26 protein-coding genes are annotated in these 23,286 nt (G+C 69.1%); 22 read left to right on the plus strand and 4 right to left on the minus strand.

Going from position 1 to position 23,286, the window contains the following annotated elements; all coding sequences use genetic code 11:
• Positions 1-110: 110 nt before the first annotated feature.
• Positions 111-674 (minus strand): 3D domain-containing protein, encoded by a 564-nt coding sequence (locus tag ACLBV5_RS05545; RefSeq protein WP_134582347.1) that lies wholly within the window; start codon positions 672-674, stop codon positions 111-113.
• Positions 675-1,068: 394 nt separating this feature from the next.
• Here ACLBV5_RS05545 and ACLBV5_RS05550 point away from each other — a divergent pair, with 394 nt between their 5' ends.
• Genes ACLBV5_RS05550 through ACLBV5_RS05560 form a run of 3 tightly spaced genes read left to right on the plus strand, consistent with a single transcriptional unit; the run spans position 1,069 to position 3,930 of the window.
• Positions 1,069-2,100, plus strand: coding sequence for a S1/P1 Nuclease (locus ACLBV5_RS05550; protein WP_447605061.1), 1,032 nt, complete (start codon positions 1,069-1,071; stop codon positions 2,098-2,100).
• Positions 2,101-2,152: 52 nt separating this feature from the next.
• The gene (locus ACLBV5_RS05555) at positions 2,153-3,088 is read left to right on the plus strand and encodes a nucleoside hydrolase (RefSeq protein WP_447605062.1); all 936 of its coding nucleotides are present in this window, start codon (positions 2,153-2,155) and stop codon (positions 3,086-3,088) included.
• Positions 3,085-3,930, plus strand: a complete 846-nt coding sequence (locus ACLBV5_RS05560) for a ribokinase (RefSeq protein ID WP_134582350.1) — start codon at positions 3,085-3,087, stop codon at positions 3,928-3,930. The genes ACLBV5_RS05555 and ACLBV5_RS05560 overlap by 4 nt, the downstream gene beginning before the upstream one ends.
• 178 nt (positions 3,931-4,108) lie before the next feature.
• Here the strand turns inward: ACLBV5_RS05560 and ACLBV5_RS05565 are convergent, their stop codons facing one another.
• Positions 4,109-4,318 (minus strand): hypothetical protein, encoded by a 210-nt coding sequence (locus ACLBV5_RS05565; protein WP_025978559.1) that lies wholly within the window; start codon positions 4,316-4,318, stop codon positions 4,109-4,111.
• Positions 4,319-4,443: 125 nt separating this feature from the next.
• Between ACLBV5_RS05565 and ACLBV5_RS05570 the strand changes: the two genes are divergently transcribed.
• A complete protein-coding gene (locus ACLBV5_RS05570; RefSeq protein ID WP_447605063.1) occupies positions 4,444-5,217 on the plus strand; it encodes a YebC/PmpR family DNA-binding transcriptional regulator in 774 nt (257 codons plus the stop codon).
• Positions 5,218-5,220: 3 nt separating this feature from the next.
• Here ACLBV5_RS05570 and ACLBV5_RS05575 read toward each other — a convergent pair whose 3' ends face one another.
• Positions 5,221-5,919: a hypothetical protein gene (locus ACLBV5_RS05575; protein WP_447605064.1), complete on the minus strand. Its 699-nt coding sequence runs from the start codon at positions 5,917-5,919 to the stop codon at positions 5,221-5,223.
• Between the two features lie 128 nt (positions 5,920-6,047).
• Here ACLBV5_RS05575 and ACLBV5_RS05580 point away from each other — a divergent pair, with 128 nt between their 5' ends.
• The 17 genes from ACLBV5_RS05580 to ftsH all read left to right on the plus strand — a co-directional run bounded on the left by ACLBV5_RS05580 (position 6,048) and on the right by ftsH (position 21,506).
• Positions 6,048-6,566 carry a hemerythrin domain-containing protein gene (locus ACLBV5_RS05580; RefSeq protein ID WP_025978556.1) on the plus strand — a complete coding sequence of 173 codons (519 nt, stop codon included), beginning with the start codon at positions 6,048-6,050 and terminating at the stop codon, positions 6,564-6,566.
• Positions 6,559-7,260: an MgtC/SapB family protein gene (locus ACLBV5_RS05585; protein WP_447605065.1), complete on the plus strand. Its 702-nt coding sequence runs from the start codon at positions 6,559-6,561 to the stop codon at positions 7,258-7,260. Before ACLBV5_RS05580 ends, ACLBV5_RS05585 begins: the two co-directional genes overlap by 8 nt.
• A 59-nt stretch (positions 7,261-7,319) precedes the next feature.
• Positions 7,320-8,042 carry an MgtC/SapB family protein gene (locus tag ACLBV5_RS05590; RefSeq protein WP_253119865.1) on the plus strand — a complete coding sequence of 241 codons (723 nt, stop codon included), beginning with the start codon at positions 7,320-7,322 and terminating at the stop codon, positions 8,040-8,042.
• An 81-nt stretch (positions 8,043-8,123) separates the two neighbouring features.
• Positions 8,124-8,636 carry a crossover junction endodeoxyribonuclease RuvC gene (gene ruvC / locus ACLBV5_RS05595; RefSeq protein ID WP_227157511.1) on the plus strand — a complete coding sequence of 171 codons (513 nt, stop codon included), beginning with the start codon at positions 8,124-8,126 and terminating at the stop codon, positions 8,634-8,636.
• Positions 8,633-9,259, plus strand: a complete 627-nt coding sequence (gene ruvA / locus ACLBV5_RS05600) for a Holliday junction branch migration protein RuvA (RefSeq protein WP_227157510.1) — start codon at positions 8,633-8,635, stop codon at positions 9,257-9,259. Before ruvC ends, ruvA begins: the two co-directional genes overlap by 4 nt.
• Positions 9,260-9,431: 172 nt before the next feature.
• Positions 9,432-10,463: a Holliday junction branch migration DNA helicase RuvB gene (gene ruvB / locus ACLBV5_RS05605; RefSeq protein WP_447605066.1), complete on the plus strand. Its 1,032-nt coding sequence runs from the start codon at positions 9,432-9,434 to the stop codon at positions 10,461-10,463.
• 105 nt (positions 10,464-10,568) lie between these two features.
• Positions 10,569-10,919 carry a hypothetical protein gene (locus ACLBV5_RS05610; protein ID WP_227157509.1) on the plus strand — a complete coding sequence of 117 codons (351 nt, stop codon included), beginning with the start codon at positions 10,569-10,571 and terminating at the stop codon, positions 10,917-10,919.
• Between the two features lie 6 nt (positions 10,920-10,925).
• The gene (gene ybgC, locus ACLBV5_RS05615) at positions 10,926-11,375 is read left to right on the plus strand and encodes a tol-pal system-associated acyl-CoA thioesterase (RefSeq protein ID WP_303703085.1); all 450 of its coding nucleotides are present in this window, start codon (positions 10,926-10,928) and stop codon (positions 11,373-11,375) included.
• A 302-nt stretch (positions 11,376-11,677) separates the two neighbouring features.
• Complete coding sequence (gene tolQ / locus ACLBV5_RS05620) at positions 11,678-12,433, plus strand: protein TolQ (protein WP_025978549.1); 756 nt, start codon at positions 11,678-11,680, stop codon at positions 12,431-12,433.
• 3 nt (positions 12,434-12,436) lie between these two features.
• Complete coding sequence (locus tag ACLBV5_RS05625; RefSeq protein WP_025978548.1) at positions 12,437-12,901, plus strand: ExbD/TolR family protein; 465 nt, start codon at positions 12,437-12,439, stop codon at positions 12,899-12,901.
• Between the two features lie 6 nt (positions 12,902-12,907).
• The gene (locus ACLBV5_RS05630) at positions 12,908-13,780 is read left to right on the plus strand and encodes a TonB C-terminal domain-containing protein (RefSeq protein ID WP_227157508.1); all 873 of its coding nucleotides are present in this window, start codon (positions 12,908-12,910) and stop codon (positions 13,778-13,780) included.
• Positions 13,781-13,904: 124 nt separating this feature from the next.
• A complete protein-coding gene (gene tolB, locus ACLBV5_RS05635) occupies positions 13,905-15,287 on the plus strand; it encodes a Tol-Pal system beta propeller repeat protein TolB (protein ID WP_025978546.1) in 1,383 nt (460 codons plus the stop codon).
• Between the two features lie 151 nt (positions 15,288-15,438).
• On the plus strand, positions 15,439-15,993 hold the full coding sequence (pal, locus tag ACLBV5_RS05640; protein WP_447605067.1) for a peptidoglycan-associated lipoprotein Pal: 555 nt from the start codon (positions 15,439-15,441) through the stop codon (positions 15,991-15,993).
• A 107-nt stretch (positions 15,994-16,100) separates the two neighbouring features.
• A complete protein-coding gene (locus ACLBV5_RS05645) occupies positions 16,101-17,249 on the plus strand; it encodes a DUF3667 domain-containing protein (RefSeq protein WP_447605068.1) in 1,149 nt (382 codons plus the stop codon).
• Positions 17,250-17,292: 43 nt separating this feature from the next.
• Positions 17,293-18,141, plus strand: a complete 849-nt coding sequence (locus tag ACLBV5_RS05650) for a tol-pal system protein (protein ID WP_025978543.1) — start codon at positions 17,293-17,295, stop codon at positions 18,139-18,141.
• On the plus strand, positions 18,141-19,532 hold the full coding sequence (tilS, locus tag ACLBV5_RS05655; protein ID WP_447605069.1) for a tRNA lysidine(34) synthetase TilS: 1,392 nt from the start codon (positions 18,141-18,143) through the stop codon (positions 19,530-19,532). The genes ACLBV5_RS05650 and tilS overlap by 1 nt, the downstream gene beginning before the upstream one ends.
• Positions 19,533-19,574: 42 nt before the next feature.
• Complete coding sequence (ftsH, locus tag ACLBV5_RS05660) at positions 19,575-21,506, plus strand: ATP-dependent zinc metalloprotease FtsH (protein WP_447605070.1); 1,932 nt, start codon at positions 19,575-19,577, stop codon at positions 21,504-21,506.
• A 71-nt stretch (positions 21,507-21,577) separates the two neighbouring features.
• Here ftsH and rnk read toward each other — a convergent pair whose 3' ends face one another.
• Entirely contained in the window at positions 21,578-21,985 is a 408-nt protein-coding gene (gene rnk, locus ACLBV5_RS05665) for a nucleoside diphosphate kinase regulator (RefSeq protein WP_025978540.1), read from the minus strand.
• A 470-nt stretch (positions 21,986-22,455) separates the two neighbouring features.
• Between rnk and folP the strand changes: the two genes are divergently transcribed.
• The gene (folP, locus tag ACLBV5_RS05670; RefSeq protein ID WP_447605071.1) at positions 22,456-23,286 is read left to right on the plus strand and encodes a dihydropteroate synthase; all 831 of its coding nucleotides are present in this window, start codon (positions 22,456-22,458) and stop codon (positions 23,284-23,286) included.

A 23,286-nucleotide genomic window follows, 5' to 3' on the forward strand; every position in this document is an offset into this window, starting at 1 on the left:
CCGTCACGTCGCCTCCGGCGTCGCGCCACCTCCCCACTGCGTAGGGAGGAGAACAAAAAAGGGCGGCCGGTTCGATCCGGCCGCCCTTTTTGTCGTCAGGCTCAAAGGCCTTAGTTCGAGGCCGTTTCCCACGCCGGGGGGCAGCCGTCGAAATCGCCCGCGTCGGCGATGGTCAGGGTCTTCATGTTCAGGGTCCGGGCCTGCTGCATCGAGCCGCGGCCGTGGCCGGTGTAGAGGTCGACCTTGGCGCCCTTGATCGCGCCGCCGGTGTCGGACGCATACCAGTAGCCGTCGTGCACCGTGCCGTCGCTCATGCGCAGACCCACGGTCTCGCGGATGAACAGCTTGGTGCGGCGCGGGATGACGCGCGGGTCCACCGCGACCGTGCGCATCGGAATCGGTCGGCAGCCCAGGGAATCGTTGCCCGTCGCTCCGCCGCCGCCGGCGTGATAGAGGCGGGCCGAGGCGCGCCAGTCGGGATCGCCGGCCATCAGCTCAAGCTGTTCGGCCGACAAATCCGCCGTTTCGACGGATTCGATGGAACCAGGGGCCGTCGCGGCGGCTTCTACGATTGCGGCGTCGCGGACGACGGCGGTTTCGTACGGGACAGGCTCTCCGGACCCGGAGAAGGCCATGGTCCACAACATGGCAAGCGCGGCGGCCGTGCTCAACATCGTTCAAACTTCACGCAGCACCGGTCCCGACACGCTCCGGCACGGCGGTTTTTGACGGCCAATTACGGCGCAATTGCGGCGAATGAGATCAGTCGCTGTATCGATAGTGGATAAGGCGCAAATGGGGCCAGTCTATCGCCGGTCGGTCTCAGACTATCATGACTATATCATATCAGTATTGACCCGATTTAAGTTCTATACTTTGACGAGCGTCTGCGTCGTTAACGACTTGATCGTTCTCGCTAACACTTTATTGGCAAGAAAAGCTGGCGATAACGACAAGATAACGGCGGCGTGATGGGCGCTTCGGCTGTCGTCCGGGGCGGGTAGAGGCGGGCGCCGGAATGGGATAAGCCGTCGTTTCCCCTTCTGAAATTTCCGATGGCGTCGCCCTATGAACCGACAAGTCAAACGACTGATGATTTCCGCCGCGGCCCTCATGCTGGTCGCGGTGCCCGCCGTTCAGGTCGAGGCGTGGGGCAGTTCGGGCCATCGGGTGATCGGCGTGGCGGCGATGCGCCACCTGCCGGGCGATCTGCCCGCCTTCCTGCGCACGGCCGGGGCCGCCGCCGACGTCGGCGAATATTCGCGCGAGCCGGATCGCTGGAAGGGCGCGGGCCAGCCCCACGACCGCGAGCGCGACACCGCCCATTTCGTCGACATGGACGATCAGGGCCGGGTGATGGACGCGCGCGGCATGACCATGGCCGATCTGCCGCGCCTGAAATCGGAATACGACGCCGCCCTGACCCGCGCCGGCCTGGACGTGGATAAGGCCGGCTATCTGCCCTACGCCATCATGGACGCCTGGCAGAACCTGGAGCGCGACTTCGCCTATTGGCGCGTGCTGAGCGCCGCCGAGGCGCGCGAGACGGACCTGGCCAAACAGGCCTGGTATCGCGCCGACCGTCAGCGCCGCGAGCAGTTGATCCTGCGCGACATCGGGGTGTTGAGCCACTTCGTCGGCGACGCGGCCCAGCCGCACCACACGACCATCCACTTCAACGGCTGGGCCGGCGAGACCAATCCGGAGCGTTTCACCACCTCGCGACGCACCCACGGCGACTTTGAAGGCGCCTTCACCAGCCGAACCCTGCGTCAGGATGCGGTCGAGGCGGCCATGATCCCGATGAGCATCGAAGGCTTCGACGTGCGGGCCCGCACGGCCTCGCACCTGAACGCCACCCTGGCGACGGTCATCCCCTTCTATCGCATGGAAAAGGCGGGCGCGTTCAACGACACGGACCCGCGCGGCGCGGTCTTCGTCACCGAGCGGCTGGCGGCGGGCGCGTCGGAACTGCGCGACTTCGTGTCGGCCGCCTGGCGCGTGTCGGCCAGCAGCAGCATCGGCTGGCCCGCTGTCAAGGTCGCCGAGGTCGAGGCTGGACGCGTCGATCCCTGGACCTCGATGGTCGGCGAAGACTGATCTCAGGCGAAGCGCGATTGATTCGCGCCGCGGCAGGCGGCACATCAGGCCGGTGAAACAGAGCCTGATCATTGATTGCGACCCGGGCGTGGACGACGCCACCGGGTTGCTGACCGCCTTCGCCTCGCCTGACCTCGACCTGCTGGCCGTGACTACGGTCGGCGGCAACGTCAGCGCCGCCAAGACCGCCCGCAACGCCCGGATCCTGCGCCAGATCGCTGGGCGCGAGGACGTGCCGGTCTATGCCGGCGCCGAACGGCCCCTGCGCCGCGCCCCGGCCGGGGCGGGCGAGTTTCATGGAGCTGAGGGGCTCGGCGACCTGACGCCGTTCGAGCCCGTGGCCCCGGTCGCCGAGGGGACAGCGGCGGGCGCCATCGTGCAGCAGGTGATGGCGCGTCCGGCGGGCTCCGTGGCCGTGGCGGTCATGGGGCCGATGACCAATCTGGCTCTGGCCCTGCGCGCCGAGCCCGCGCTGGCGGCGCATCTGGGACCCGTGGTGGCTATGGGCGGCGCGCGCGCAGAGGGCGGCAACATCACCGCCTCGGCCGAGTTCAACATCTGGGCCGACCCGGACGCGGCGGCCGAGGTCTTCGCCTCCGGCTGCCGCATGATCGTCATGGGGCTGGACGCCACCCACCAGGTGCGCGCGACGGAGGAACGGATCGCGGCCATAGAGGCCCTGCCCACGGCCTCGGCGAGGACGGCTGCGGCCATGCTGCGCTTCTCCCAGCGGGTGGAGCGTCAGATCGTCGGCTGGGACGCCGGGCCGCTGCATGACCCCTGCACCGTGGCCTGGCTGCTGAAGCCGGAGCTGTTCGAACTGGCCCCCTGCCGAATCGCGGTCGAGACCGAAAGCGAGCTGACCCGCGGCCACACGGCGGTTGAGTTCCGCGTCGAGGCGGCGAACGCCAACCACTTCTGGGCGACCAAGGCCGATGCGGCTGGAATCTTCGCCCTGATCAAGCAGCGTTTGGGAGAAGGCGCATGAGGATCACCGTCGTCGGCTCGATCAATCTGGACTTCGTGGCGGCCGCGCCGTCTCTGCCGGCGCCGGGCGAGACGGTGACGGGAGCCAGCCTGTCCCGACATCCCGGCGGCAAGGGCGCCAATCAGGCGCTGGCGGCGCGCCGGCTGGGGGCCGAGGTCAGTTTGATCGGGCGCGTGGGCGATGACGAGATGTCCGGCGCGGCGGTCGCCCTGATGCTGGCCCACGGGGTCGACCTGTCGGGGGTGGAGACGGACATTGCGGCCCCCACCGGGGTGGCGCTGATCACCGTCGATCCAACCGGCGAGAACCAGATCACCGTGGCCGCCGGCGCCAACCACTTCGCCACGCCGGAACAACTGCCTGCGCGCATCGAATGCCCGCTTATCGCCCAGCTGGAGCTGCCGATCGAGACGGTCGAGGCGGCGGTTGGGCGGGCGACGGACTTCGTCTGCGTCAACCTGGCGCCGGCCGCGCCGGTGTCGGAGGCGCTGCTGCGCCGGGCCGACCTGCTGGTGGTCAATGAGACGGAGGCCGCGTTCTACGGCGACGCCCTGCACGTCGGCGGGGGCATGGTGGTCGTCACCAAGGGCGCGCGCGGGGCGGTCATGTATCGACGCGGGGTCGAGATGGCCTGGGCCACGCCGCCGCGCATCAAGGCCGTCGATGCGGTGGGGGCGGGCGACGCCTTTGTCGGGGCGATCACGGTCGCGCTGCTGGAGGGCATGACGCCGAACGACGCGCTGCATTTCGCCTGTGCGGCCGGGGCGCTGGCGGCGACCCGACCAGGCGCGCAGCCGTCGCTGGGCGACCGCGCTGAAGTCGAGGCCCTGATGGGGAAATAAAACAAGCGCCGCCTTTCTCCCTCCCCGTCCCGGGGAGGGTGGTCGCAGCGAAGCGGAGACCGGGTGGGGAGGGCTTGGCTATTCAGTCGCGCGCCTTCATCGCCAAGCCGCCCCCACCCGGCTTCGGCCTGACGGCCTCAGCCATCCTCCCCGTCCCGGGGACGAAGAAATCTGAGCCTTAGTCCCGGTCGTACAGACGCATGACGGCCAGGGCGCCGATGGTGGTCAGAACCCCCAGGGCGAAGGCGCCGACCAGGGAGCTGGTGGCGGCGGCGGTGGAGACCGTCACCGGGCGCTTTGCGTACCATTGTACGATCTCGCCGGCATGGGCGTGGTCGATGCCTTCGTCATAGGCGTCGTCCAGATAGGTGTCGTCAGCGGCGGCCATCGGCGTCTCCCAATCATGCCCGCGCTTAATCCCCGGCGCGGTTCGGCGGTTCCCCTCAGGTGACAGAAGGGAGCCTGTCCATTAAAGGACCTGCCCCAACTTACAAATTCCTGTCGGGTGAGACCATGGCCGGCCATTCGAAATTCAAGAACATCATGCACCGCAAGGGGCGCGCCGATGCCGTGCGCTCCAAGCTCTTTTCGCGTCTGTCACGGGAAATCACCGTGGCGGCCAAGTCGGGCATGCCCGACCCGGCGATGAACCCCCGGCTGCGCCTGGCGGTGAACAACGCCAAGGCCGAATCGATGCCGAAGGACAACATCGAGCGCGCCATCAAGAAGGCCTCGGGCGGCGAAGTCGATGCGATGGAGGAGATCCGCTACGAGGGCCGCGGCCCCGGCGGCGTCCAGGTCATCGTCGAAGTCCTGACCGACAACCGCAACCGCGCCGCTTCGGGCGTGCGCTCGGCCTTCGCCAAGAACGGCGGGGCGTTGGGCGAGAGCGGCTCGGTCACCTTCATGTGGGACCGGGTGGGCAAGATCCATTACCCCGCTGAAGCGGGCTCCGAGGACGCCGTCATGGAGGCCGCCATCGAGGCGGGCGCCCAGGACGTCGAGAGCGATCTGGTCAAGCCGGACATCTATGAGGACGCGCCGGGCCACACCATCTGGACCGCCTTCGAGGACCTGAACGAAGTCGCAGAGGCCATGTCCAAGGTTCTGGGCGATCCCAAATCGACCTCCCTCGTCTGGAAGCCGCAATCGGAAATCGACCTGGCGGGCGACTCCGTGGGCGTCCTGTTCAAGCTTCTGGACGCGCTGGACGCCGAGGACGACGTGCAGCAGGTCTATTCCAACGAGAACATCTCGGACGAAGACGCAGCCAAATACGCGGGCTGATCCCTAGCTGCAGTCCGCAGACCAATCTGAGTCGGGCTCGGCGGCCCTGAGGCCGTCGAGCGTCGGGATGCGCCGTTCCGCGTCCGCCGTGACCGTCAGGGTGGACCAAGCGGCGCCTGTCGGCGCCTCGCGTCGATAGACGGTCATGGCAAAGGGGACGTGTCCCGCCGCCTCGACGCGGTAGACGGTGTTGGATTCGCCGGCGCCGAAGGCGTAGCAACCGACCGGGACGACGCGAGCGCCGCGCGTCCGCAAGGCCTCCACGACCTCATAGGGCACGGGTTCGCCGACGGCGGTCCACCTCAATTCCAGCACGGCGCCCGGTGCGCGACGCGCCACGGCCTTCACAGGTCCGATCGCGCCTTCGAACGCCTGGACGCCAGGGCGTGCGGGCAGCCAGCGCACGGCGGAGGTCCGCGCCTTCACATCGGCGGGATCCAGCGCGGCGGGCGTTCCCTCGACGAACGGGGCCAGGATGGCGTCGACCAGAGGATTGGAGCGCGTCACCGCCGGCCAGGTTTCGGCGCAGTAGGAGTCGGCCCAGTCGACGCCAGGATTCTGCGCCAGGGCGCGCTCGCGGCAGCGGCTCATGAAGTCGGCGCGAGCATCCTGGGGGAATGAGGCGGCGGACGCGGTGGCGCTCGCGGCGGCCGCCAGGCTCAGACCGGCGATGACAAGCAAGCGAAGGATACGAGGAGACATGGGACGGCTCCGACGTTTGTTCCAGGCCGCCATTATGCCTCAATTCTCGCCGGCGCGGGAGCCGGGAACTCACAAGCGTCACCACGGCTTCTAGAGGGTCAAGCCTGGCCGCTAGGGAGCTTTACGCCATGGACATCACCCAGCTGATCCTCGACGACCACGCCGAACAGCGGCGTCTCTTCTCGCTCATCGAGCAGATCGACGGCAAGGACGTAGAGGCGCTGGAGGCGGTGTGGGGGCGGCTGTCGGCGTTCCTGGACGCTCACGCCGAGGCCGAGGAACAGCATTTCTATCCCCAGTTGCTAAAGCTGGGCGAGGGGGCCAACGACGCCGAGGACGGCACGGTCGAGGGCGAGACCGAGGACGCCATCGAAGACCACAACAAGCTGCGCGACGCGGTCAAGGCCGTGGCCCAGCACAAGGTCGGCAGCAAGGCCTGGTTCGAGGCGGTGGGCGAGGCCAACGTCGTCAACTCCAAGCACATGGGCGAGGAAGAGCGTCAGGGGCTGACGGATTTCCGCATCAACGCCGACCTGAAGACGCGTCATGAGCTCGGCGTGCGCTACGCCGCCTTCCAGGCCCGCCACATCACCGGGGTCAAGCCGGTCAACAAGGACCCCGAAGCCTACGTCGAACAGCATGGTTGACGCGGCCTGGCTGGAAACGATCGTCCTGCCCATCGCCGGGGCGCTGGTCGCCGGCGGCGCGATCGGCTTTGAACGCGAGTGGCGGGGCCGGGCGGCGGGGTTCCGCACCCACATCCTGGTCAGCCTGGCCTCGTGCCTGTTGATGCTGGCGGCCATGACGCAAGCCGATTGGGCCTTCCGGGCCCTGCCGGACGAGAACATCGTCACCGACCCCACCCGCATGGCCCACGGGGTGCTGACCGGGATTGGTTTCCTGTGCGCAGGCGTCATCTTCCGCACGGGCTTCTCCATTCACGGGCTGACGACCGCCGCGTCGTTGTGGATCACCTCGGCCATCGGCCTGCTGTTCGGGGCGGGGCTGTTCGGTCTGGGCGCGGCAGGGACGGTGATTACGGGCCTGATCCTGATCTCGCTCAGGGTGGTGAACGCGCGCCTGCCGGATCGCACCCTGGCGGACGTAGAGGTACGATGGCGCCGCGACGCCCCCTCGCCGGAGGCGGAGGTCGAAGCCGCCCTGCGCGCCTTGGACCCGGCGTCTGCCCCCGATCGCTTCGAACTGATCGACGAGGGCGCCGTGGTGCGCCGCAGCTGGCGCGTCCGCATCGAGGGCGAAGGCGCGCTGAAGGCCTTGGCGGCGCGGCTGTCGGCCCTGCCTTCCGTCTGCGGCTATGTGGTGGATCCGCGCGACGACTGACGACTTGCCCGGCGCCCCGGCGCGGTTCAACCTGAACGGTCGTTGGGAGCGGTTGTGACATGGCGATTGACTGGGGCGTGACGCATTGGGGCGTCGAGGATCTGAGCCTGCTGGCGCCGGCGGCGGCCGCCATGATCGCAGGCGGCCTGATCGGGATCGAGCGGACCTATCACGGCCATCCGGCGGGGTTCCGCACCCATATCCTGGTCTGCATGACCTCCTGCGTGCTGATGCTGGCGGCCATGCACCAGGCCAGCTGGGGGTTCGTCGCCCTGCCGGAGCAGCGTCTGGTGATCGACCCGACGCGCATGGCGCACGGCATCCTGACCGGCATCGGCTTTCTGTGCGCCGGGGTCATCTTCCGCGAGCGCTTCTCGGTGCACGGCCTGACCACGGCGGCCTCGCTGTGGACCACCTCGGCCATCGGGGTCATGTTCGGCGTCGGCCTGTGGAAGCTGGGGCTGATCGCGGCGGGCGCGACCCTGCTGGTGCTGGCCATTCTGCGCTTTTTGGATGCGCGCCTGCCGCACGTCGGCGTGATGGACGTCACCCTGCGCTGGACGCGCGGCGCGGCTCCGGACGAGAAGGTGCTGCGCGCCTTGCTGGCCGACAGGGGGCTGAGACCGACCCGCATCGGTCACGTCGTCAGCCCCGACGGCCTGATCCATGAACACCACGTCAAGGCGCGCGGACCCATGCCGCTGCAGGTCGACGCCCTGTCCAGCGTCCTGGCCGAACAGGCAGGCCTGGCGGGCTTTTCAGTCATGCCCCGAGACGACTGAGCCGACGACTGCCGACGACCGAGGCTGACCGGCGAGCGCCCGGTCATTGTTCGCTAACCCTCTTTGGGGCAATAGGAACGGATGGCGAACGAAACGACTCGGATCCTGGGGCTGGACCCCGGCCTGCGCCGCACCGGCTGGGGCGTCATCGAAAGCGAGGGCAGCCGCCTGCGCTGGATCGCGCACGGCGTCGTCGCGCCCAATGAGAAGGCGCCCTTCTCCGAACGGCTGCTGCATCTGTTGGAGCAGGTCGGCGAGGTCTGCGCCGCCTATGATTGCGACGAGGCGGCGATCGAGGAGGTTTTCGTCAACGTCAATCCGGCCTCGACGCTGAAGCTGGGCCATGCGCGGGCGGCGGTCATGCTGGCCCCGGCGCGGGCGGGCCTTTCCGTCGCCGAATACGCCCCGACCCTGATCAAGAAGGCGGTGGTGGGGGCCGGCCAGGCCGACAAGAGCCAGATCGCCTTCATGGTGAAGCGGCTGCTGCCCGCTTCCGGCGAAGTGAAGGCCGACGCCGCCGATGCGCTGGCCGTGGCCGTCACCCACGCCCATCACCGGCGGTTCAAGACGATAGCAGTGAGAGGGGCGGCATGATCGGTCGTCTGCGGGGTGTTCTGGCCGAGGTCGGGGAGGCGGAATGCCTGATCGACTGCGGAGGGGTGGGTTATGTCGCGACCTGCGGGGCGCGGACGCTGGGCCGCCTGCCGGCGCCGGGCGACGAGACCACCCTGTTCATTCACAGCCAGTGGAGCCAGGATCAGGGGCCGCGCCTCTATGGCTTCCTGACCCGCGACGAGCGCAAGGTCTTCACCCTGCTGCAGACCATTCAGGGCGTGGGGCCGAAGGCGGCGCTGGGCGTGCTGGACGTGCTGCCGCCTGCCGAGCTGGCCGCCGCCGTCGCGCGTGAGGACAAGGCCGCCGTGGGCCGCGCCAACGGCGTGGGGCCAAAGCTGGCCCTGCGCATCGTCACCGAACTGAAGGGCAAGAGCCTGACCGACGGCGTCTTCGCCCCGACTGCGCCGGGCGTCCACGCCGAGGCCGCCGTCGCCGCCCCGCCGCCGCCCAGCGTCACGGGCGAGGCGGTCGCCGCCCTGCTGGGCCTGGGCATCGCCGAGGTCAACGCCCGCCGCGCCGTCGATCACGCCCTGATCAAGCTGGGCGAGGAGGCCGAACTGCCCCTGGTCATCCGCGCGGCCCTGCAGGAGCTGGGACGATGAGGGTCGCCCTCTTGCTTCCTTCTCCCTTGAGGGGAGAAGGTGGGCGCCGGAGGCGCTCGGATGAGGGTGCTGTGTCCGCGCGCTCTTCCGGAAAAGGTTGCGCCCGTGTCGGGCCTCACCCTCATCCGTCTCGCTGCGCGAGCCACCTTCTCCCCTCGAGGGAGAAGGCGAAATGACCGACGACCGCATCATCTCGCCCGCGCCCGCGCCCGGCGAACAGTATGACCGCGCCTTGCGGCCCCAGACCCTGTCGGAGTTCGTCGGCCAGTCGGCGGCTAAGGGCAATCTGAAAGTCTTCATCGACGCTGCGCGCGGCCGTTCCGAGGCGCTGGATCACGTCCTGCTGTTCGGGCCTCCGGGCCTGGGCAAGACGACGCTGGCGCAGATCGTGGCGCGCGAGCTGGGCGTGGGCTTCCGCGCCACCTCCGGCCCCATTCTGGCCAAGGCGGGGGATCTGGCGGCGATCCTGACCAACCTCGAACCGCGCGACGTCCTGTTCATCGACGAGATCCACCGCATGGCCCCGCAGGTGGAGGAAATCCTCTATCCGGCGATGGAAGACCATATGCTGGACCTGATCATCGGCGAAGGGCCGTCGGCGCGCAGCGTGCGCATCGATCTGGCGCCCTTCACCCTGGTCGGGGCGACGACGCGGGCGGGCCTGCTGGCGACGCCTCTGCGCGACCGATTCGGCATTCCGCTGCGGCTGGAGTTCTATACGCCCGAAGAGCTGACCGCGGTGATCCGGGGCGCGGCGCGCAAGATGGGCGCAGCCATCACCGAGGACGGGGCGATGGAGATCGCGCGCCGGGCGCGCGGCACCCCGCGCATCGCCGGGCGCCTGCTGCGCCGGGTGCGGGACTTCGCCGATGCGGAAGGGACCCCCATCGACCAACTGGCGGCGGCGCGGGCGCTGGCGCGGCTGGAGGTGGACGAGGCCGGACTGGACAGCCTGGACCGCCGCTTCCTCAAGGCCCTGATCGAAAACTATGGCGGCGGGCCGGTCGGCATGGACACGCTGGCGGCCGCCATCGCCGAGGCGCGCGACGCGGTCGAGGACGTGATCGAACCCTATCTGCTGCAGCAGGGCTTCATCCAGCGCACGCCGCGAGGCCGGATGGCCTGCGCCAGGGCCTATGAGCACCTTGGGCTGGAGACACCCGCCGCGCCGCCCGCCGCCGCCCCGGACCTGTTCGGCAAATAAGCCGCGACTCTTTCGCAACAAGGGCTTCACCTTGGCGGCGAAGCCGGTCATCCTCCGTTTTCCCAGAAGGAGGCGGTTTTGGCCCACCCTCGCAGGATGAACCGGATGATCGTCGCGCTTGGCGCGGCTGTCGTGGTGCTGGGCGGGTTCAGCCTCTATGCCGTCAATCAGGGCGCGCGCTTCGGGCCGCGTCAGACGACGCCGGCGGAGCGGGCCTTGTCTCAGGTGCGCGAGCAGATGGGGGCCGAGGCCGAGGTGCGCTATGTCGAGGCCGGGCGCGGCCGGGCGGCCTGCGGCTACGCCGGGCTGAAGGGCCGCAAGGAGGCGGTGGCCTTCGTCTCGCGGCCCAACCGCATCCTGATGAGCCACGATCCGCTGACCGGCGAGTTCGCGACGTTGAAATCGCGCTATTGTCCGGGCTTCGACGCCCCTGTTCCCGCCGCCGGCAAGAGCTGACCGACCATGACCGATCAACCCAGCGCAGGCCGTTTCGACGGCCGCGACCACCTGTTGCCCGTGCGCGTCTATTACGAGGACACGGACTTCACCGGCCTGGTCTATCACGCCAACTATGTCCGCTATTTCGAACGGGGGCGGTCGGACTTTTTGCGTCTGGCCGGGGTGGGACATGCGGACCTGCTGGAGCAGGATGAGCCGCTGGCCTTCGTCGTCTCGGACCTGGCGATCAAATATCTGAAGCCGGCGCGCATCGACGACGCCTTGGTGGTGCGCACCCGCTATGAGGCGATCAAGGGACCGCGCCTGATCATCCGCCAGACGGTCGAGCGGGACGGAGAGGCCTTGTGCCGGGCGGATGTCGTCGCCGTCTGCATCCACCTGGACGGACGGCCCCGGCGGCCGACGAAGCGGCTGGTGGAGCTGGTCACGCCCTGGCTATCGGGGACGGAATAGGCGCAACGTCTCCCTCCCCTTCATGGGGAGGGTGGCTGAGGCGAAGCCGAAGCCGGGTGGGGGCGGCGAGGCTATTCAGACGCCGAGGCTAAGACCACCCGGCCCTCCCCACGCGGTCGCTGCGCGACCACCCTCCCCATGAAGGGGAGGGAGAGGTGGAGCGCTTGTTTCCTCAATAACGAGGTTGTCACCCTTTCGCCTGATGACGCCGGGCGCGACGCCGGTTAGACCGCCGCCATGAAACCGCCATGTCCGCCCGGTGCAACTGGCGGACTGATCGGACCCTTCGCCAAGGACCACGCATGACACCGCCCGTCGACGCCTCTCTGCTGAACCCCATCGAGCTGTTCATGACCGCCGACTGGGTGGTGAAGACGGTGATGATCGGCCTGGCCGTGGCTTCGGTCTGGTCCTGGACCATCATCATCGACAAGGCGGTGCGTTTCTCGCGCATGAACGCCCGCGCGACCGAGTTCGAAAAGCAGGTTGAAGGCGGCCGCTCGCTGGAAGAAGTCGCCGCCCAGGCCGGGCCGCAGCCGGCCGACCCGCTGCCGCGCATGCTGGTGCTGACGCTGCAGGATTGGCGCGAGGCGCGCGCGCGCGGCGCCATGACCGACACGCAAGGCTCCATGCTGATCGCCCGCATCGACCGCGCCCTGGATTCCGTCATCGCCCGCGAGAGCCAGAAGATCGAGAACGGCCTGGGCGTGTTGTCGGTGGTCGCCACCGCTTCGCCCTTCATCGGCCTGTTCGGCACGGTGTGGGGGATCATGAACGCCTTCGACAGCATTGCGGCGGCGGGCAACACCAATCTGACGACCGTGGCCCCGGCCATCGCCGAAGCCCTGTTCGCCACGGCCATCGGTCTGGCGGCGGCGATTCCGGCCTATATCGCCTTCAACGCCTTCTCGGTGTCGGCGGGCAAGTTCACCGGGCGTCTGGAAGCCTTTGCGGACGATCTGCAATCGGCCATCGCCCGTCGTCTGGGCGCGCCTGCGACCCCGCCGCCTCCGCCCCCGCCGCCGTCTGCGGACCTGAACCTGCGCCGGGGCGCCTGATCCATGGCCCTGGGTGGAGGAGGCGGCGGAGAAGCGCGCGGACGCGGCCGTCGCCGTAGCCGGAAACGGCCGCTGAGCGAGATCAACGTCACGCCTCTGGTGGACGTCATGCTGGTGCTGTTGATCATCTTCATGATCTCGGCGCCGCTGCTGACGGTCGGGGTGCCGCTGGAACTGCCCAAGACCGAGGCCAGCGCGGTCGAGACGACCGACAAGCCCGTCACGGTCAGCATCGACCAGAACGGCGCCATCTTCATCGGCGAGGGCGAGGTCCGCTGGGAGCAGCTGGCCCTGCGCGTGGCTGAAGAAGGCGGCGACAAGGCGCGCGAGAAGCCGATCTTCATCCGCGCCGACGGCCGCGCGCCGTATCAGGCCGTGGCGCGGGTGATGGCCCGCCTGTCGGCCTCGGGCTTCACCAAGCTGAACCTGATCACCGACACCGCCGCCGACGAGCCGACGGAGGGCTGACGGACCTTGCGCCGCCCCAGTCCCGCCATCCTCGGCTCCATCGCCCTGCACGCGGGGGTGGTGGCGCTTGCCCTCGTATCGTGGTCGTCGAAGGACGAGCTGAAGCCGCTGGTGAACTCAGTGCCGGTATCGATCGTCTCGGATATCGAGATCGCCGCCGCTCCGGCGGACAATCCGCAGGAAGAGCCTTCGCCCGACGACGGCGAAACGGCGCCGGTCGAGACCCTGCCGGAACCGACGCCGCCGGAACCTGAGCCGACCCCGCCAGCGCCTCAGCCGCAACCGCGCCCGACGCCGCCCGCGCCGCGCCCGACGCCGACGCCGCCGCAGAAGAAGGCGCCGACGCCCGCGCCCGCGCCGACCCCGCGCCCGACGCCGACGCCGCCGGAAAAAAAGGCGCCGACCTCGCCGCCTCGGCCTACGCCTGCTCCGCCCGAAAAGAAGGCGCCCGCGACGCCGGCGCGCCCGGCGCGCCCGGCGCCGGGTCTGGACCTGGACGCCCTGGCAGGACCGCCGCGCCCGACCCAGAATTCCGGCCGTCCGGCCGCGGGCCAGCAGGGGGCGGGCGCCGCGCCGCGCGCCACCGGACCGCAACTGGCCGCTCTGGGCGCCCAGGTGACGCCGAACTGGAACATCAACTGCGACATGCCGGGCATGGATGATCTGGTCATCCGCGTCACCGTGCGCCTGAGCGCCGACGGCCAGATCATCGGCACGCCGCGCCTTCAGGACGTGCAGAACGATCCGACCTGGCGGGCGGCGTCCGACGCCATGCAGCGGGCCTTGCGAGCGACCTCGCCGTTCACCGTGCCGGACGGTTTCCAGGCCCAGGACGTGCCGTTCCGCTTTGAGACCAAGCGCCAATGCGGGAACCGTTAGGGGCTAAGGCCGTCTATCACCCCAAAGTCGCCCAAATCCTTGTGAAGCTGGCGATTGTCGGTCGCGCTGATGCTATGAGGGGCGACCGGGCCCGACCCTGTCACGATCTGCGAAGGAATGACCCATGCGCCTGAACCGTTTTCTCGCCTCGGCCGCTGCGTTGGCGTTGACCGCCCCTCTGGCGCTGGGCGGATCGGTGCAGGCCCAGTCGACGGCGCCGTCATCGGCGCCGATGCAGGACGTGGTGGTCGATGAGGGCGTCCTGCGCCCGCTGCAGATCGCCGTTGTTCCCTTCACCGGCCAGAACGGGTCGCAGATCTCGGGCGTCATCAGCGGCAATCTGAAGCGGTCGGGCTTCTTCGATCCGCTGAACCCGGCCAGCTTCGTCGAGACGGGCCTGACCCTGGCCAATGCGCCGAACTTTCCGCAGTGGACCTCCATCGGCGCCCAGGCGGTGCTGTACGGCGGCGTGACGCCGCGCGCGGACGGTCGGATCGACGTGGGCTTCCGTCTGTACGACCCCTACCGCCAGTGCCAGTTGGTCTCCTACCAGTTCACCGCCACGTCGGAGCAGTGGCGCCGCATCGCGCACAAGATCTCGGACGTGGTCTATCAGCGCCTGACGGGCGAGGCGGGCTTCTTCGATTCGCGCGTCCTGTTCGTGTCGGAAAGCGGCACCCAGCTGAACAAGCTGTCTCGCCTGACCATCGTGGATCAGGACGGCTACAACCCCGTCTTCCTGACCCAGGGCGACGAGGTGATCATGTCGCCGCGCTTCTCGGCCTCGAACCCCGATGAAGTGACCTATGTGGCCCTGGGCAGGGACTACAGCCGCATCTACCTTTACAACCTGTCGACCGGCCGCCGCGAAAGCCTGGGCGAGTTCGACGGCCAGGTGCTGGCGCCGCGCTTCTCGAACGACGGATCGAAGATGGCCTTCTCGATCATCCGGGGCGGCAACACGGACGTCTATGTGATGAACCTGCGCAGCCGTCAGTTGTCGCGCCTGACGACCGATCCAGGCATCGACACCTCGCCCTCGTTCAGCCCCGACGGCAATCAGATCGTCTTCACCTCGGACCGTTCGGGCTCGGCGCGCCTCTACACCATGCGGGCCGACGGCTCGGGCCAGCGCCCGATCAGCCGTGGCGGCGGCCTCTACACCGCCCCGGCCTGGAGCCCGCGCGGCGACCTGATCGCCTTCACCAAGCAGCAGGGCGGCCGTTTCCACATCGGCGTGATGAAGTCCGACGGCACCGGCGAGCGCATCCTGTCGTCCTCCTATTTCGAGGAAGGCCCGTCCTGGGCGCCGAACGGCCGCTACATCGCCTTCGCGCGTCAGAGCCCGGGCGGCGACACCCGTCTGTGGACGGTGGATCTGTCGGGCCGCGTCGTGTCTCAGGCGGGCTATGACGGGCGCGGTTCCGACCCCGCCTGGTCGGGGCTGCTGGATGCGCCGCCGGTCAATCTGGGCATCGGTCAAGGCCCGGATTCCTGCCCGGCGTAACGCGGATTCGCCGTCGCTGCGTCGGTAGCGGAGCCATTGCCATAAACTGTGCGTTATCACCGCTAGCGTACCGCTGCATAGCGCTGTAGCAGCCGTGAAATACAGCTAAGCTAGAGGCATCGGCCTCGAACCGAATGAGAAGGAGAATTACATGAACGCCTCCACCCTGATCCGGCTCGCCGCCGTCGGCGGCGCCGTGACCTCGCTGGCCGCCTGCACCAAGCCCAAGGTCGAGCCCGCCGTCCCGACCGAAACCCCTCCGCCCGCCACCGGGCCGCAGTATCCGACCGCGCCGAGCACCCCGGTCACCGGCGGCAACGTCGGCGCCGCCGCGCCGGGCTCGGAACAGGACTTCGTCGTCAACGTCGGCGACCGCGTCTACTTCGACCTGGACTCCTATTCGGTGCGTTCCGAGGCCCAGCCGCGTCTGGACGCGCAGGCCGCCTGGCTGGCCCGCTACCCGCAGGTGACCGTCCGCATCGAAGGCAACGCCGACGAGCGCGGCACGCGCGAATACAACCTGGCCCTGGGCGCCCGTCGCGCCGAGGCCATTCGCTCTTACCTGATCAGCCGCGGCGTCGCCGCCAGCCGCATCGACACCATCAGCTTCGGCAAGGAACGTCCGATCGCTGAAGGCTCCAATGAGGCGGCCTGGGCCCAGAACCGCAACGGCCGCACGGCCATCGTGTCGGGCGCCCCGCGCTAAGCCGCAGGCGAAGAACTGAGGGATCGAGGCGTCGGCGCAAGCCGGCGCCTCTTTTCTTTGCGCCCAGTGAGGATCAAAGTCCGCCTTGAATCGGGGGGAGGCGCGGTATGGATCTGGAGGCGGCAGGCGGGGCCATGACGGCAGGCGTCATCGCTGGAGCGATCGAGAAGCCGACCGGCCAAGCGGGTCAGCCTCGTAGCGTGTGCGCCGACTGCGGCGCAGAGGTCACGGGCCGGTTTTGCTCCAACTGCGGTCAGCCGGCCCACGTCCACCGCACCCTGCTGCATCTGGGCGAAGAGCTGCTGCACGGGGTCATGCATTTCGACGGTCGTCTGTGGCGGACCCTGCCGCTGCTGATCGTCAACCCTGGGCGGCTGACGCGCGAGTGGGTTGAAGGCAAGCGGACGCGCTATGTGTCGCCGCTGGCGATGTTTCTGTTCACCCTTTTCGTCATGTTCTTCGCGCTCAGCTTCATGCCCGAGCGGGAGGTGACTTTGGCGTCCTTGCCCCAGCAGATCGAGGCTCAGAAAGAGGCCGTGACCGCCGCCGAAGCGGCCGTCGCCGCCGCGCGGAAAGAGGCGGACCTCGCACAGACGGCCTCGCAGCCCGTTGACGGGTCGCCCCCGCCTGTCGACAGCGGCGCTCGGGCCGGGGTGGCCGCCGGCGTGCTGGCTGCGGCCGAAGCGGGGCTGATCAACGAGAAGGCGCGACTTGAGCGCCTGCAGAAGGACGCCGTCGAGGGGCGCAAGGACGGTCTGGCGCCGGGAAGCTGGCAGGCTCAGGTGGCTGACATGGCCGCGAGCGCCGGAGAGGACGGCAAGACCAACGGCCTGACCAAGACGATCGCCAAGAAGCTGAAGAACCCTGACCTGGCGCTCTACAAGCTGCAGCAGACCATCTACAAATTCGCCTTCCTGCTGGTGCCGTTGTCGATCCCGTTCGTGGCCCTGATGTTCCTGTGGAAGCGAGGCTTCACGCTCTACGACCATGGGGTCTTCGTCCTTTACTCCCTGACCTTCATGTCGCTCTTGTTGATGGCGGTCGTCGTCGTGGCGACGACGCTGAAGGGGGCGGGCGGAGCCGTCGGCGTCATCGCGGCCCTGATCGTGCCGGTGCACATGTTCGCCCAACTGAAGGGCGCCTACAGCCTGTCGGTCTTCTCGACCCTGTGGCGGACGGTCGTGCTGTTGATCTTCTGCGAGATCGCGGCGACGCTGTTCATCGTCTCCATCCTCTATCTAGGCTTCGGACATTGATCTGGGCCTTGCCGTCGCCGCAAATCGGTGGGACGACAGAGCCATGCTGAAGACGCCTTTCCGCCTTACGAAACCCGCCGTCCTGACGGCGATCGGCCTGACGTTGATCGGGGGCGCCGTCGTCGCCCAGGTCCAGCCGATGGAGCCGATCCAGTGGGACAAGCGCCGCCTGGACCAGCTGGACCGCAACGTCCGCCGTCTTGAGCGCGCCCTGACCCAGCGCAACGCCGCCGGAGAACCCGTTCTGGTCGAGCTGGACCCCGAGGTCGTGGCGCTGCAGGGGCAGGTCTCGATCCTAGAGCGCCGTCTGGGCGACGTGGAACAGACGTTCCAGCGCATGAACGCCGACAGCGAGCGGCTGACGTTCCAACTTGACGAGGCGACGCGCGAGAATACGCAGTTGAGCCGTCGCCTGCGCGATCTGGAAGGTCGGGTCGAGCGCGCCGAGAAGGCTGCTGAGGAAGCCGCTGAACTGAACGGCCCGGTGGTCGCCAACTCGCCCACCGGCGACGCGGCTCAGGACCTGCAGGCCGCCATGCGTCTGGCGGGCGAGGACGCCGTGCGTGGCGGCCGCGCGCTGGAGACCGTCATCGTCACCTGGCCGAACACGCCCCAGGCGCGCGAAGCCAACAGCCGTCTGGGCGACCTGCACGTCGCCGCGCGCGACAACGCCGCGGCGGTCCAGGCCTATGCCGCGGCTCTGAACGGCTGGCCGCGCACGCCGTGGGCGCCTGAGACGACGCTGAAGCTGGCCGAGGCCCTGCGCGCCACCGACCGTGCGACCCAGGCCTGCGGCGCCCTGACCGAGTTCGGCCGCCGCTATGCCGAGGCGGCCACGGCGGCGCAGAAGACCCGCGCGACCCAGCTGCGGACGCGCGCCAGCTGCAGCTGATGAGCGATCTGGCCGGCCGGGTCTTCGCCCGGCTGGACGCGCGTCTGAACCACATTGGACCTGAGCCGGTCGCCCTGGCCCTGTCGGGCGGGGGCGACTCCATGGCCCTGCTGGACCTCGCCGCCGAATGGGCGCGCGCGAGGGGGCGGGGGCTGCTGGCCCTGACGGTCGATCACAACCTCAATCCCGACAGCGCGGCCTGGACGCGGTTCGCCGCCGAGGCAGCGCGCGCGGCGGGCGCCGACTGGCGCGGTCTGGTCTGGGCGCAGGCGCGAGGCGGCGCCGGGCTTCCGGCGCGGGCGCGGGCGGCGCGCCACGCCCTGCTGGCCGAGGCGGCGCGGGATGCGGGGGCGCGCGTCATCCTGACCGGCCACACTGCCGATGACGTCGCCGAGGGCGAGTGGATGCGGGCCGAGGGCGCGACGCTGGGACGCCTGCGCCGCTGGTCGCCGTCGCCCGCCTGGCCCGAGGGGCGCGGGCTGATGCTGCTGCGCCCGGTGCTGGAGGAACGGCGCGAGGCGTTGCGCGGTCACTTGCGGCGACGGAGCCTGACATGGCTGGAAGACCCGGCCAACAGCGACGTGCGCTATGGGCGAGGCCGGGCGCGGGCGGCCCTTTCTAAAGCCCTCCCCCTCGAGGGGGGAGGGGTGGGCGGGGGTGTGGACGCTGTGCCTTCCGCTCAGGCGCGGGTGACGGCGCCTTCTCTTGAGGCTCCTTCCCAGGCGTCGTGCGCCCACCCCCATCCCCGGCCCTTTCCTCCTCAAGGGGGAAGGGGGAGTGACAGCGATCAGGCGTGGGCCGGGGTTTTGCCTCTGTCGCGCGACGCATCCGCCTCGGCGCTGGCCGCCGTCCTGCTCTGTGCAGGCGGAGGCGCGACGCCGCCGCGCGGGGACCGGCTGGCGGCTCTTCAGTTCCGGCTGGCGTCCGGAGAGGATTTCACCGCCGTCCTGTGCGCCGCCCGCATCGAGGCGTCTGGCGCCCGCGTGCGAGCGATGCGCGAGCCGGGCGAATGGCGGCGTCGTCCAGTCGCGCCGCTCGACCTGACGCCGGGCGTCGCCGCCGTCTGGGACGGGCGCTTTGAGATCACGACCGACCGGCCCGGTCTGCGCGCGGAGGCGGCGGCGGGGCGGTTGGCGCAACTGCCGGATCAGGAGCGGGCGGCCTTGTCTGGTCTGCCGCCCGCCGCCCGGGCGGCCGCACCGGTGCTGATCGACGGCGCGGGGCGGGCGCGGCTGGCCTGGCGCGCGGCGCAGGTCAGGGCGCTGGGCCTGCGCCGATTGGCCTTGGCTCTGCCTCCCGCCGAGGGCGAAACGACGCAGGAAGCCGGACTCTTTCAAACCCTTCATGGCGAAACGCCGCCGTCTGACCTATTTTCAGGCGAAGACTGCTGATCGACGAGCCCAGCGCGGCCCTGTCGAGGAACCGAGGACCGAATGAACCTGCGCAATTTCGCCATCTGGGCCGTGATCCTGTTGGGACTGGTGAGCGTCTACGCCGCGATCAGCCAGAACGGCGGCCCGGCCATGCCCGGCGCCAAGGAAGGCGCCGCCGGACGCCCTGAGACCCTGACCTATTCGGAGCTGATGACCGCCGTAGAGGCGCAGCAGATCAAGTCCGTGGTCGTGCGCGGCGACGCCATGACCGGCGAGAAGAAGGACGGCGTCAAGTTTAACGCCGTGACGCCGGTGCCGAACGTCGACCTGCTGAACCAGATCCGCACCAGCGGCGGCGACGTCGAGGTCAAGAGCACCCGCCAGCCGTGGTGGTCGGGCCTGCTGGGCCTGCTGCTGCCGGTGGCGCTGATTGTCGCCTTCTGGCTGTTCATTATGAACCGCATGCAGGGCGGGGCGAAGGGCGCGATGGGCTTCGGCAAGTCCAAGGCCAAGCTGCTGACCGAGCACAAGGGCCGCAAGACCTTCGACGACGTCGCGGGCGTGGACGAGGCCAAGGACGAACTGCAGGAGGTCGTCGATTTCCTGAAGGACCCGGCCAAGTTCCAGCGTCTGGGCGGCAAGATCCCCAAGGGCGCCCTGCTGGTGGGCCCTCCGGGCACCGGCAAGACCCTGCTGGCGCGCGCGGTGGCGGGCGAGGCGGGCGTGCCCTTCTTCTCGATTTCGGGTTCGGACTTCGTCGAAATGTTCGTCGGCGTCGGCGCCAGCCGCGTGCGCGACATGTTCGAGCAGGCCAAGAAGAACGCGCCGTGCATCATCTTCATCGATGAAATCGACGCCGTGGGTCGCCACCGGGGCGCGGGCCTGGGCGGCGGCAACGACGAGCGCGAGCAGACGCTGAACCAGCTGCTGGTCGAGATGGACGGCTTCGAAGCGTCTGAGAACATCATTCTGATCGCCGCGACCAACCGTCCCGACGTGCTGGACCCGGCCCTGCTGCGTCCGGGCCGCTTCGACCGTCAGGTCGTGGTGCCCAATCCCGACGTCTCGGGCCGCGAGCGCATCCTGCGCGTCCACATGAAGGACGTGCCCCTGGCCGCCGACGTCAACGTCAAGACGCTGGCGCGCGGCACGCCAGGCTTCTCGGGCGCCGACCTGGCCAATCTGGTCAACGAAGCGGCCCTGATGGCGGCCCGCAAGGACCGTCGCATGGTCACGCACCGCGACTTCGAGGACGCCAAGGACAAGGTCATGATGGGCTCCGAGCGGAAGTCCATGGCCATGAACGAGGAAGAGCGCCGCCTGACCGCCTATCACGAGGCCGGCCACGCCATCGTCGCCATCAACGTCAAGATGGCCGACCCGGTGCACAAGGCGACCATCGTCCCGCGCGGCCGGGCGCTCGGCATGGTGATGCAGTTGCCGGAAGGCGACCGCTACTCCATGAAGTTCCAGCAGATGATCGACCGCATCGCCATCATGGCCGGCGGCCGCGTCGCCGAAGAGTTGATCTTCGGGCCGGAGAGCATCACCTCGGGCGCCAGCTCGGACATCGAGCAGGCCACCAAGCTGGCGCGCGCCATGGTCACGCGCTGGGGCTTCTCGGAGCGTCTGGGCACGGTGGCCTATGGTGAGAACCAGGAGGAGGTTTTCCTGGGCCACTCGGTCTCGCGCAGCCAGAACGTCTCTGAAGAGACGGCCCGCATCATCGACGAAGAGGTCCGCCGCATCGTCACCGAAGGCTGGGAAGAGGCGCGCCGCATCCTGACCGACAAGGCGAGCGACCACGAGAAGCTGTCGCAGGCCCTGTTGGAGTACGAGACTCTGTCGGGCGACGAGATCCGGGACCTGCTGGAAAAGGGCCAGCCGCCCAAGCGGGAGGAAAACGACACGGTCGCCGGCCCGTCGCTGTCCGTCCCAGCCACGCCGGAGGACGAGCCTGCGGCGCCGGCTGAACCGGCTCCCGCGGTCTGAACGGCGATATAGCAGCCACGAAAAAGGGGCGCGTCCGATGGGCGCGCCCCTTCTTTAATTCAGGCCTCGACTTAGTTCGCTGGCTCGGGGTCTTCCAGCTTGACCAGGGTCAGCTTGCGCGCAGCGCCGGACGGATCAGGCCACGTGATGGACTGGCCTTCCTTCAGGCCGATCAGGCCCGCGCCGACGTAGGACAGGATGGAGACGCGCCCGGCGTCGATGTCGGCTTCCTTGGGCAGGACCAACTGGACACGCCGCACTTCGGGGCTGTGGTCGTCCGAATAGTGCAGCCAGCGGTTCAGGGTCACGACGTTCTTGGGCATGGCCTTGGGTTCGCACACCTTGGCGCGGTCCAACTCCTGTTGCAGCAAGCCGGCGGGGCCTGAGCCGGGCAGGTCGCCGACCAGGCGGTCCAGGGCGTCGAAGTCGTCGCTGCGAAGCGTGATGGCGGGCAGGGCGCCCTTGCGAGGGGTGGTCATGGAACGTCTCGTTCTCGAAAAAAGCGATAGGGCCGACGCGCTCAGGCGGCTGAGGGGCCGTCGTCGTCGGGTTGATGGTCGTCAGGATCCGGCGCGAGCGGCGGCCCGCTGTCGGGCGCGCTAGGGCGCCGGAAAGGAATAATCTCGGCCCCGCCGGCGTCGGGCTGAGGTGCAGCCGGCAGGCTGTGGTTATGAATTTCGGTGGTCATGGCGCAAAGTCTCTTGGTCCGGTCGCCGACCGGCCTGTTTCTGCGATGATAAAAAAAGGGAACCGAAAGCGTGCAACGGGGTCCCGTAGCGGGCGCCCGGCGCGGGCGCGCGCGTGGCAGACCGCTACGGGTTAAGAGCCTTCGACGCGGCGTCCCGCGTGGGTGAGGCGTCGAGCCTGGCTGACGAAGCGTTTCATTGCCGTTAGAGGCTGAACCCCAGCGCAGCGAAAGTCAAACCGGCGCTCGCGGAGTCATCGTCGCATGAGCCTTCAATCCCCCGTGAAGCGACCCCTGGTCATGGGCATCGTCAACGTCACGCCCGACAGTTTTTCCGACGGGGGGCGGCTGACGACGCCGGAGGCCGCGCTTGAGCACGCCCTGCGATTGATCGCGCAGGGCGCTGACGTGCTCGACATCGGCGGCGAAAGCACCCGGCCGGGCTCAGATCCGGTCGGCGAGGACGAAGAGGCGGCCCGCACCCTGCCCTTGATCGCCGCCCTGCGCGCGCGCTGGGCCGGGCCGATCAGCATCGACACCATGAAGCCGGCCGTGGCCCGCGCCGCCGTCGCCGCTGGGGCGACGATGTGGAACGACGTCTCGGCGCTCGGCTATGCGCCCGACAGTCTGTCCGTCGCCGCCGAACTGGGCTGCGAGGTGGTGCTGATGCATATGAAGGGCGCGCCCAAGACCATGCAGGACGACCCTCGCTATGACGATGTGGTCGCCGAGGTCACGGCCCATCTGGCCGCTCGCGCCGCAGCGGCGGTGGCGGCGGGCGTGGCGCGCGACAGGATCTGGCTGGACCCCGGCCTCGGCTTCGCCAAGACGACGGCGCATAATCTGACGCTGACGGCGCGATTGGAGGCTTTGGTCGCGCTGGGCTTTCCGATCCTTTACGCGGCCAGCCGCAAACGGATGATCCAGGGAGTGGACGCGACGGCGCTGGATGCGGCGGATCGGCTGGGCGGTTCGCTGGCGCTGGCGCTGGAGGCGGCGCGGCGCGGCGCACGGATGGTGCGCGTCCACGACGTGCGCGAGACGGTTCAGGCCTTGCAGCTTCAGGCGGCGGTCGAGGGCGCGGCTGGAAACTAG

The organism is Brevundimonas sp. M1A4_2e (assembly GCF_053345555.1).

Excerpts from the sequence above, each read along its gene's own strand:
- ACLBV5_RS05650 (WP_025978543.1), top strand. The coding sequence starts at position 17,293 with ATGCTGAAGACGCCTTTCCGCCTTACGAAACCCGCCGTCCTGACGGCG.
- ACLBV5_RS05585 (WP_447605065.1), top strand. The coding sequence starts at position 6,559 with ATGGTTGACGCGGCCTGGCTGGAAACGATCGTCCTGCCCATCGCCGGG.
- ruvC (WP_227157511.1), top strand. The coding sequence starts at position 8,124 with ATGGCGAACGAAACGACTCGGATCCTGGGGCTGGACCCCGGCCTGCGC.
- ruvB (WP_447605066.1), top strand. The coding sequence starts at position 9,432 with ATGACCGACGACCGCATCATCTCGCCCGCGCCCGCGCCCGGCGAACAG.
- ftsH (WP_447605070.1), top strand. The coding sequence starts at position 19,575 with ATGAACCTGCGCAATTTCGCCATCTGGGCCGTGATCCTGTTGGGACTG.
- tolB (WP_025978546.1), top strand. The coding sequence starts at position 13,905 with ATGCGCCTGAACCGTTTTCTCGCCTCGGCCGCTGCGTTGGCGTTGACC.
- tilS (WP_447605069.1), top strand. The coding sequence starts at position 18,141 with ATGAGCGATCTGGCCGGCCGGGTCTTCGCCCGGCTGGACGCGCGTCTG.
- ACLBV5_RS05545 (WP_134582347.1), bottom strand. The coding sequence starts at position 674 with ATGTTGAGCACGGCCGCCGCGCTTGCCATGTTGTGGACCATGGCCTTC.
- folP (WP_447605071.1), top strand. The coding sequence starts at position 22,456 with ATGAGCCTTCAATCCCCCGTGAAGCGACCCCTGGTCATGGGCATCGTC.
- rnk (WP_025978540.1), bottom strand. The coding sequence starts at position 21,985 with ATGACCACCCCTCGCAAGGGCGCCCTGCCCGCCATCACGCTTCGCAGC.
- ACLBV5_RS05610 (WP_227157509.1), top strand. The coding sequence starts at position 10,569 with ATGATCGTCGCGCTTGGCGCGGCTGTCGTGGTGCTGGGCGGGTTCAGC.
- tolQ (WP_025978549.1), top strand. The coding sequence starts at position 11,678 with ATGACACCGCCCGTCGACGCCTCTCTGCTGAACCCCATCGAGCTGTTC.
- ACLBV5_RS05625 (WP_025978548.1), top strand. The coding sequence starts at position 12,437 with ATGGCCCTGGGTGGAGGAGGCGGCGGAGAAGCGCGCGGACGCGGCCGT.
- ACLBV5_RS05645 (WP_447605068.1), top strand. The coding sequence starts at position 16,101 with ATGGATCTGGAGGCGGCAGGCGGGGCCATGACGGCAGGCGTCATCGCT.
- ACLBV5_RS05550 (WP_447605061.1), top strand. The coding sequence starts at position 1,069 with ATGAACCGACAAGTCAAACGACTGATGATTTCCGCCGCGGCCCTCATG.
- ACLBV5_RS05560 (WP_134582350.1), top strand. The coding sequence starts at position 3,085 with ATGAGGATCACCGTCGTCGGCTCGATCAATCTGGACTTCGTGGCGGCC.
- ruvA (WP_227157510.1), top strand. The coding sequence starts at position 8,633 with ATGATCGGTCGTCTGCGGGGTGTTCTGGCCGAGGTCGGGGAGGCGGAA.
- pal (WP_447605067.1), top strand. The coding sequence starts at position 15,439 with ATGAACGCCTCCACCCTGATCCGGCTCGCCGCCGTCGGCGGCGCCGTG.
- ACLBV5_RS05580 (WP_025978556.1), top strand. The coding sequence starts at position 6,048 with ATGGACATCACCCAGCTGATCCTCGACGACCACGCCGAACAGCGGCGT.
- ACLBV5_RS05570 (WP_447605063.1), top strand. The coding sequence starts at position 4,444 with ATGGCCGGCCATTCGAAATTCAAGAACATCATGCACCGCAAGGGGCGC.
- ACLBV5_RS05590 (WP_253119865.1), top strand. The coding sequence starts at position 7,320 with ATGGCGATTGACTGGGGCGTGACGCATTGGGGCGTCGAGGATCTGAGC.
- ybgC (WP_303703085.1), top strand. The coding sequence starts at position 10,926 with ATGACCGATCAACCCAGCGCAGGCCGTTTCGACGGCCGCGACCACCTG.
- ACLBV5_RS05575 (WP_447605064.1), bottom strand. The coding sequence starts at position 5,919 with ATGTCTCCTCGTATCCTTCGCTTGCTTGTCATCGCCGGTCTGAGCCTG.
- ACLBV5_RS05565 (WP_025978559.1), bottom strand. The coding sequence starts at position 4,318 with ATGGCCGCCGCTGACGACACCTATCTGGACGACGCCTATGACGAAGGC.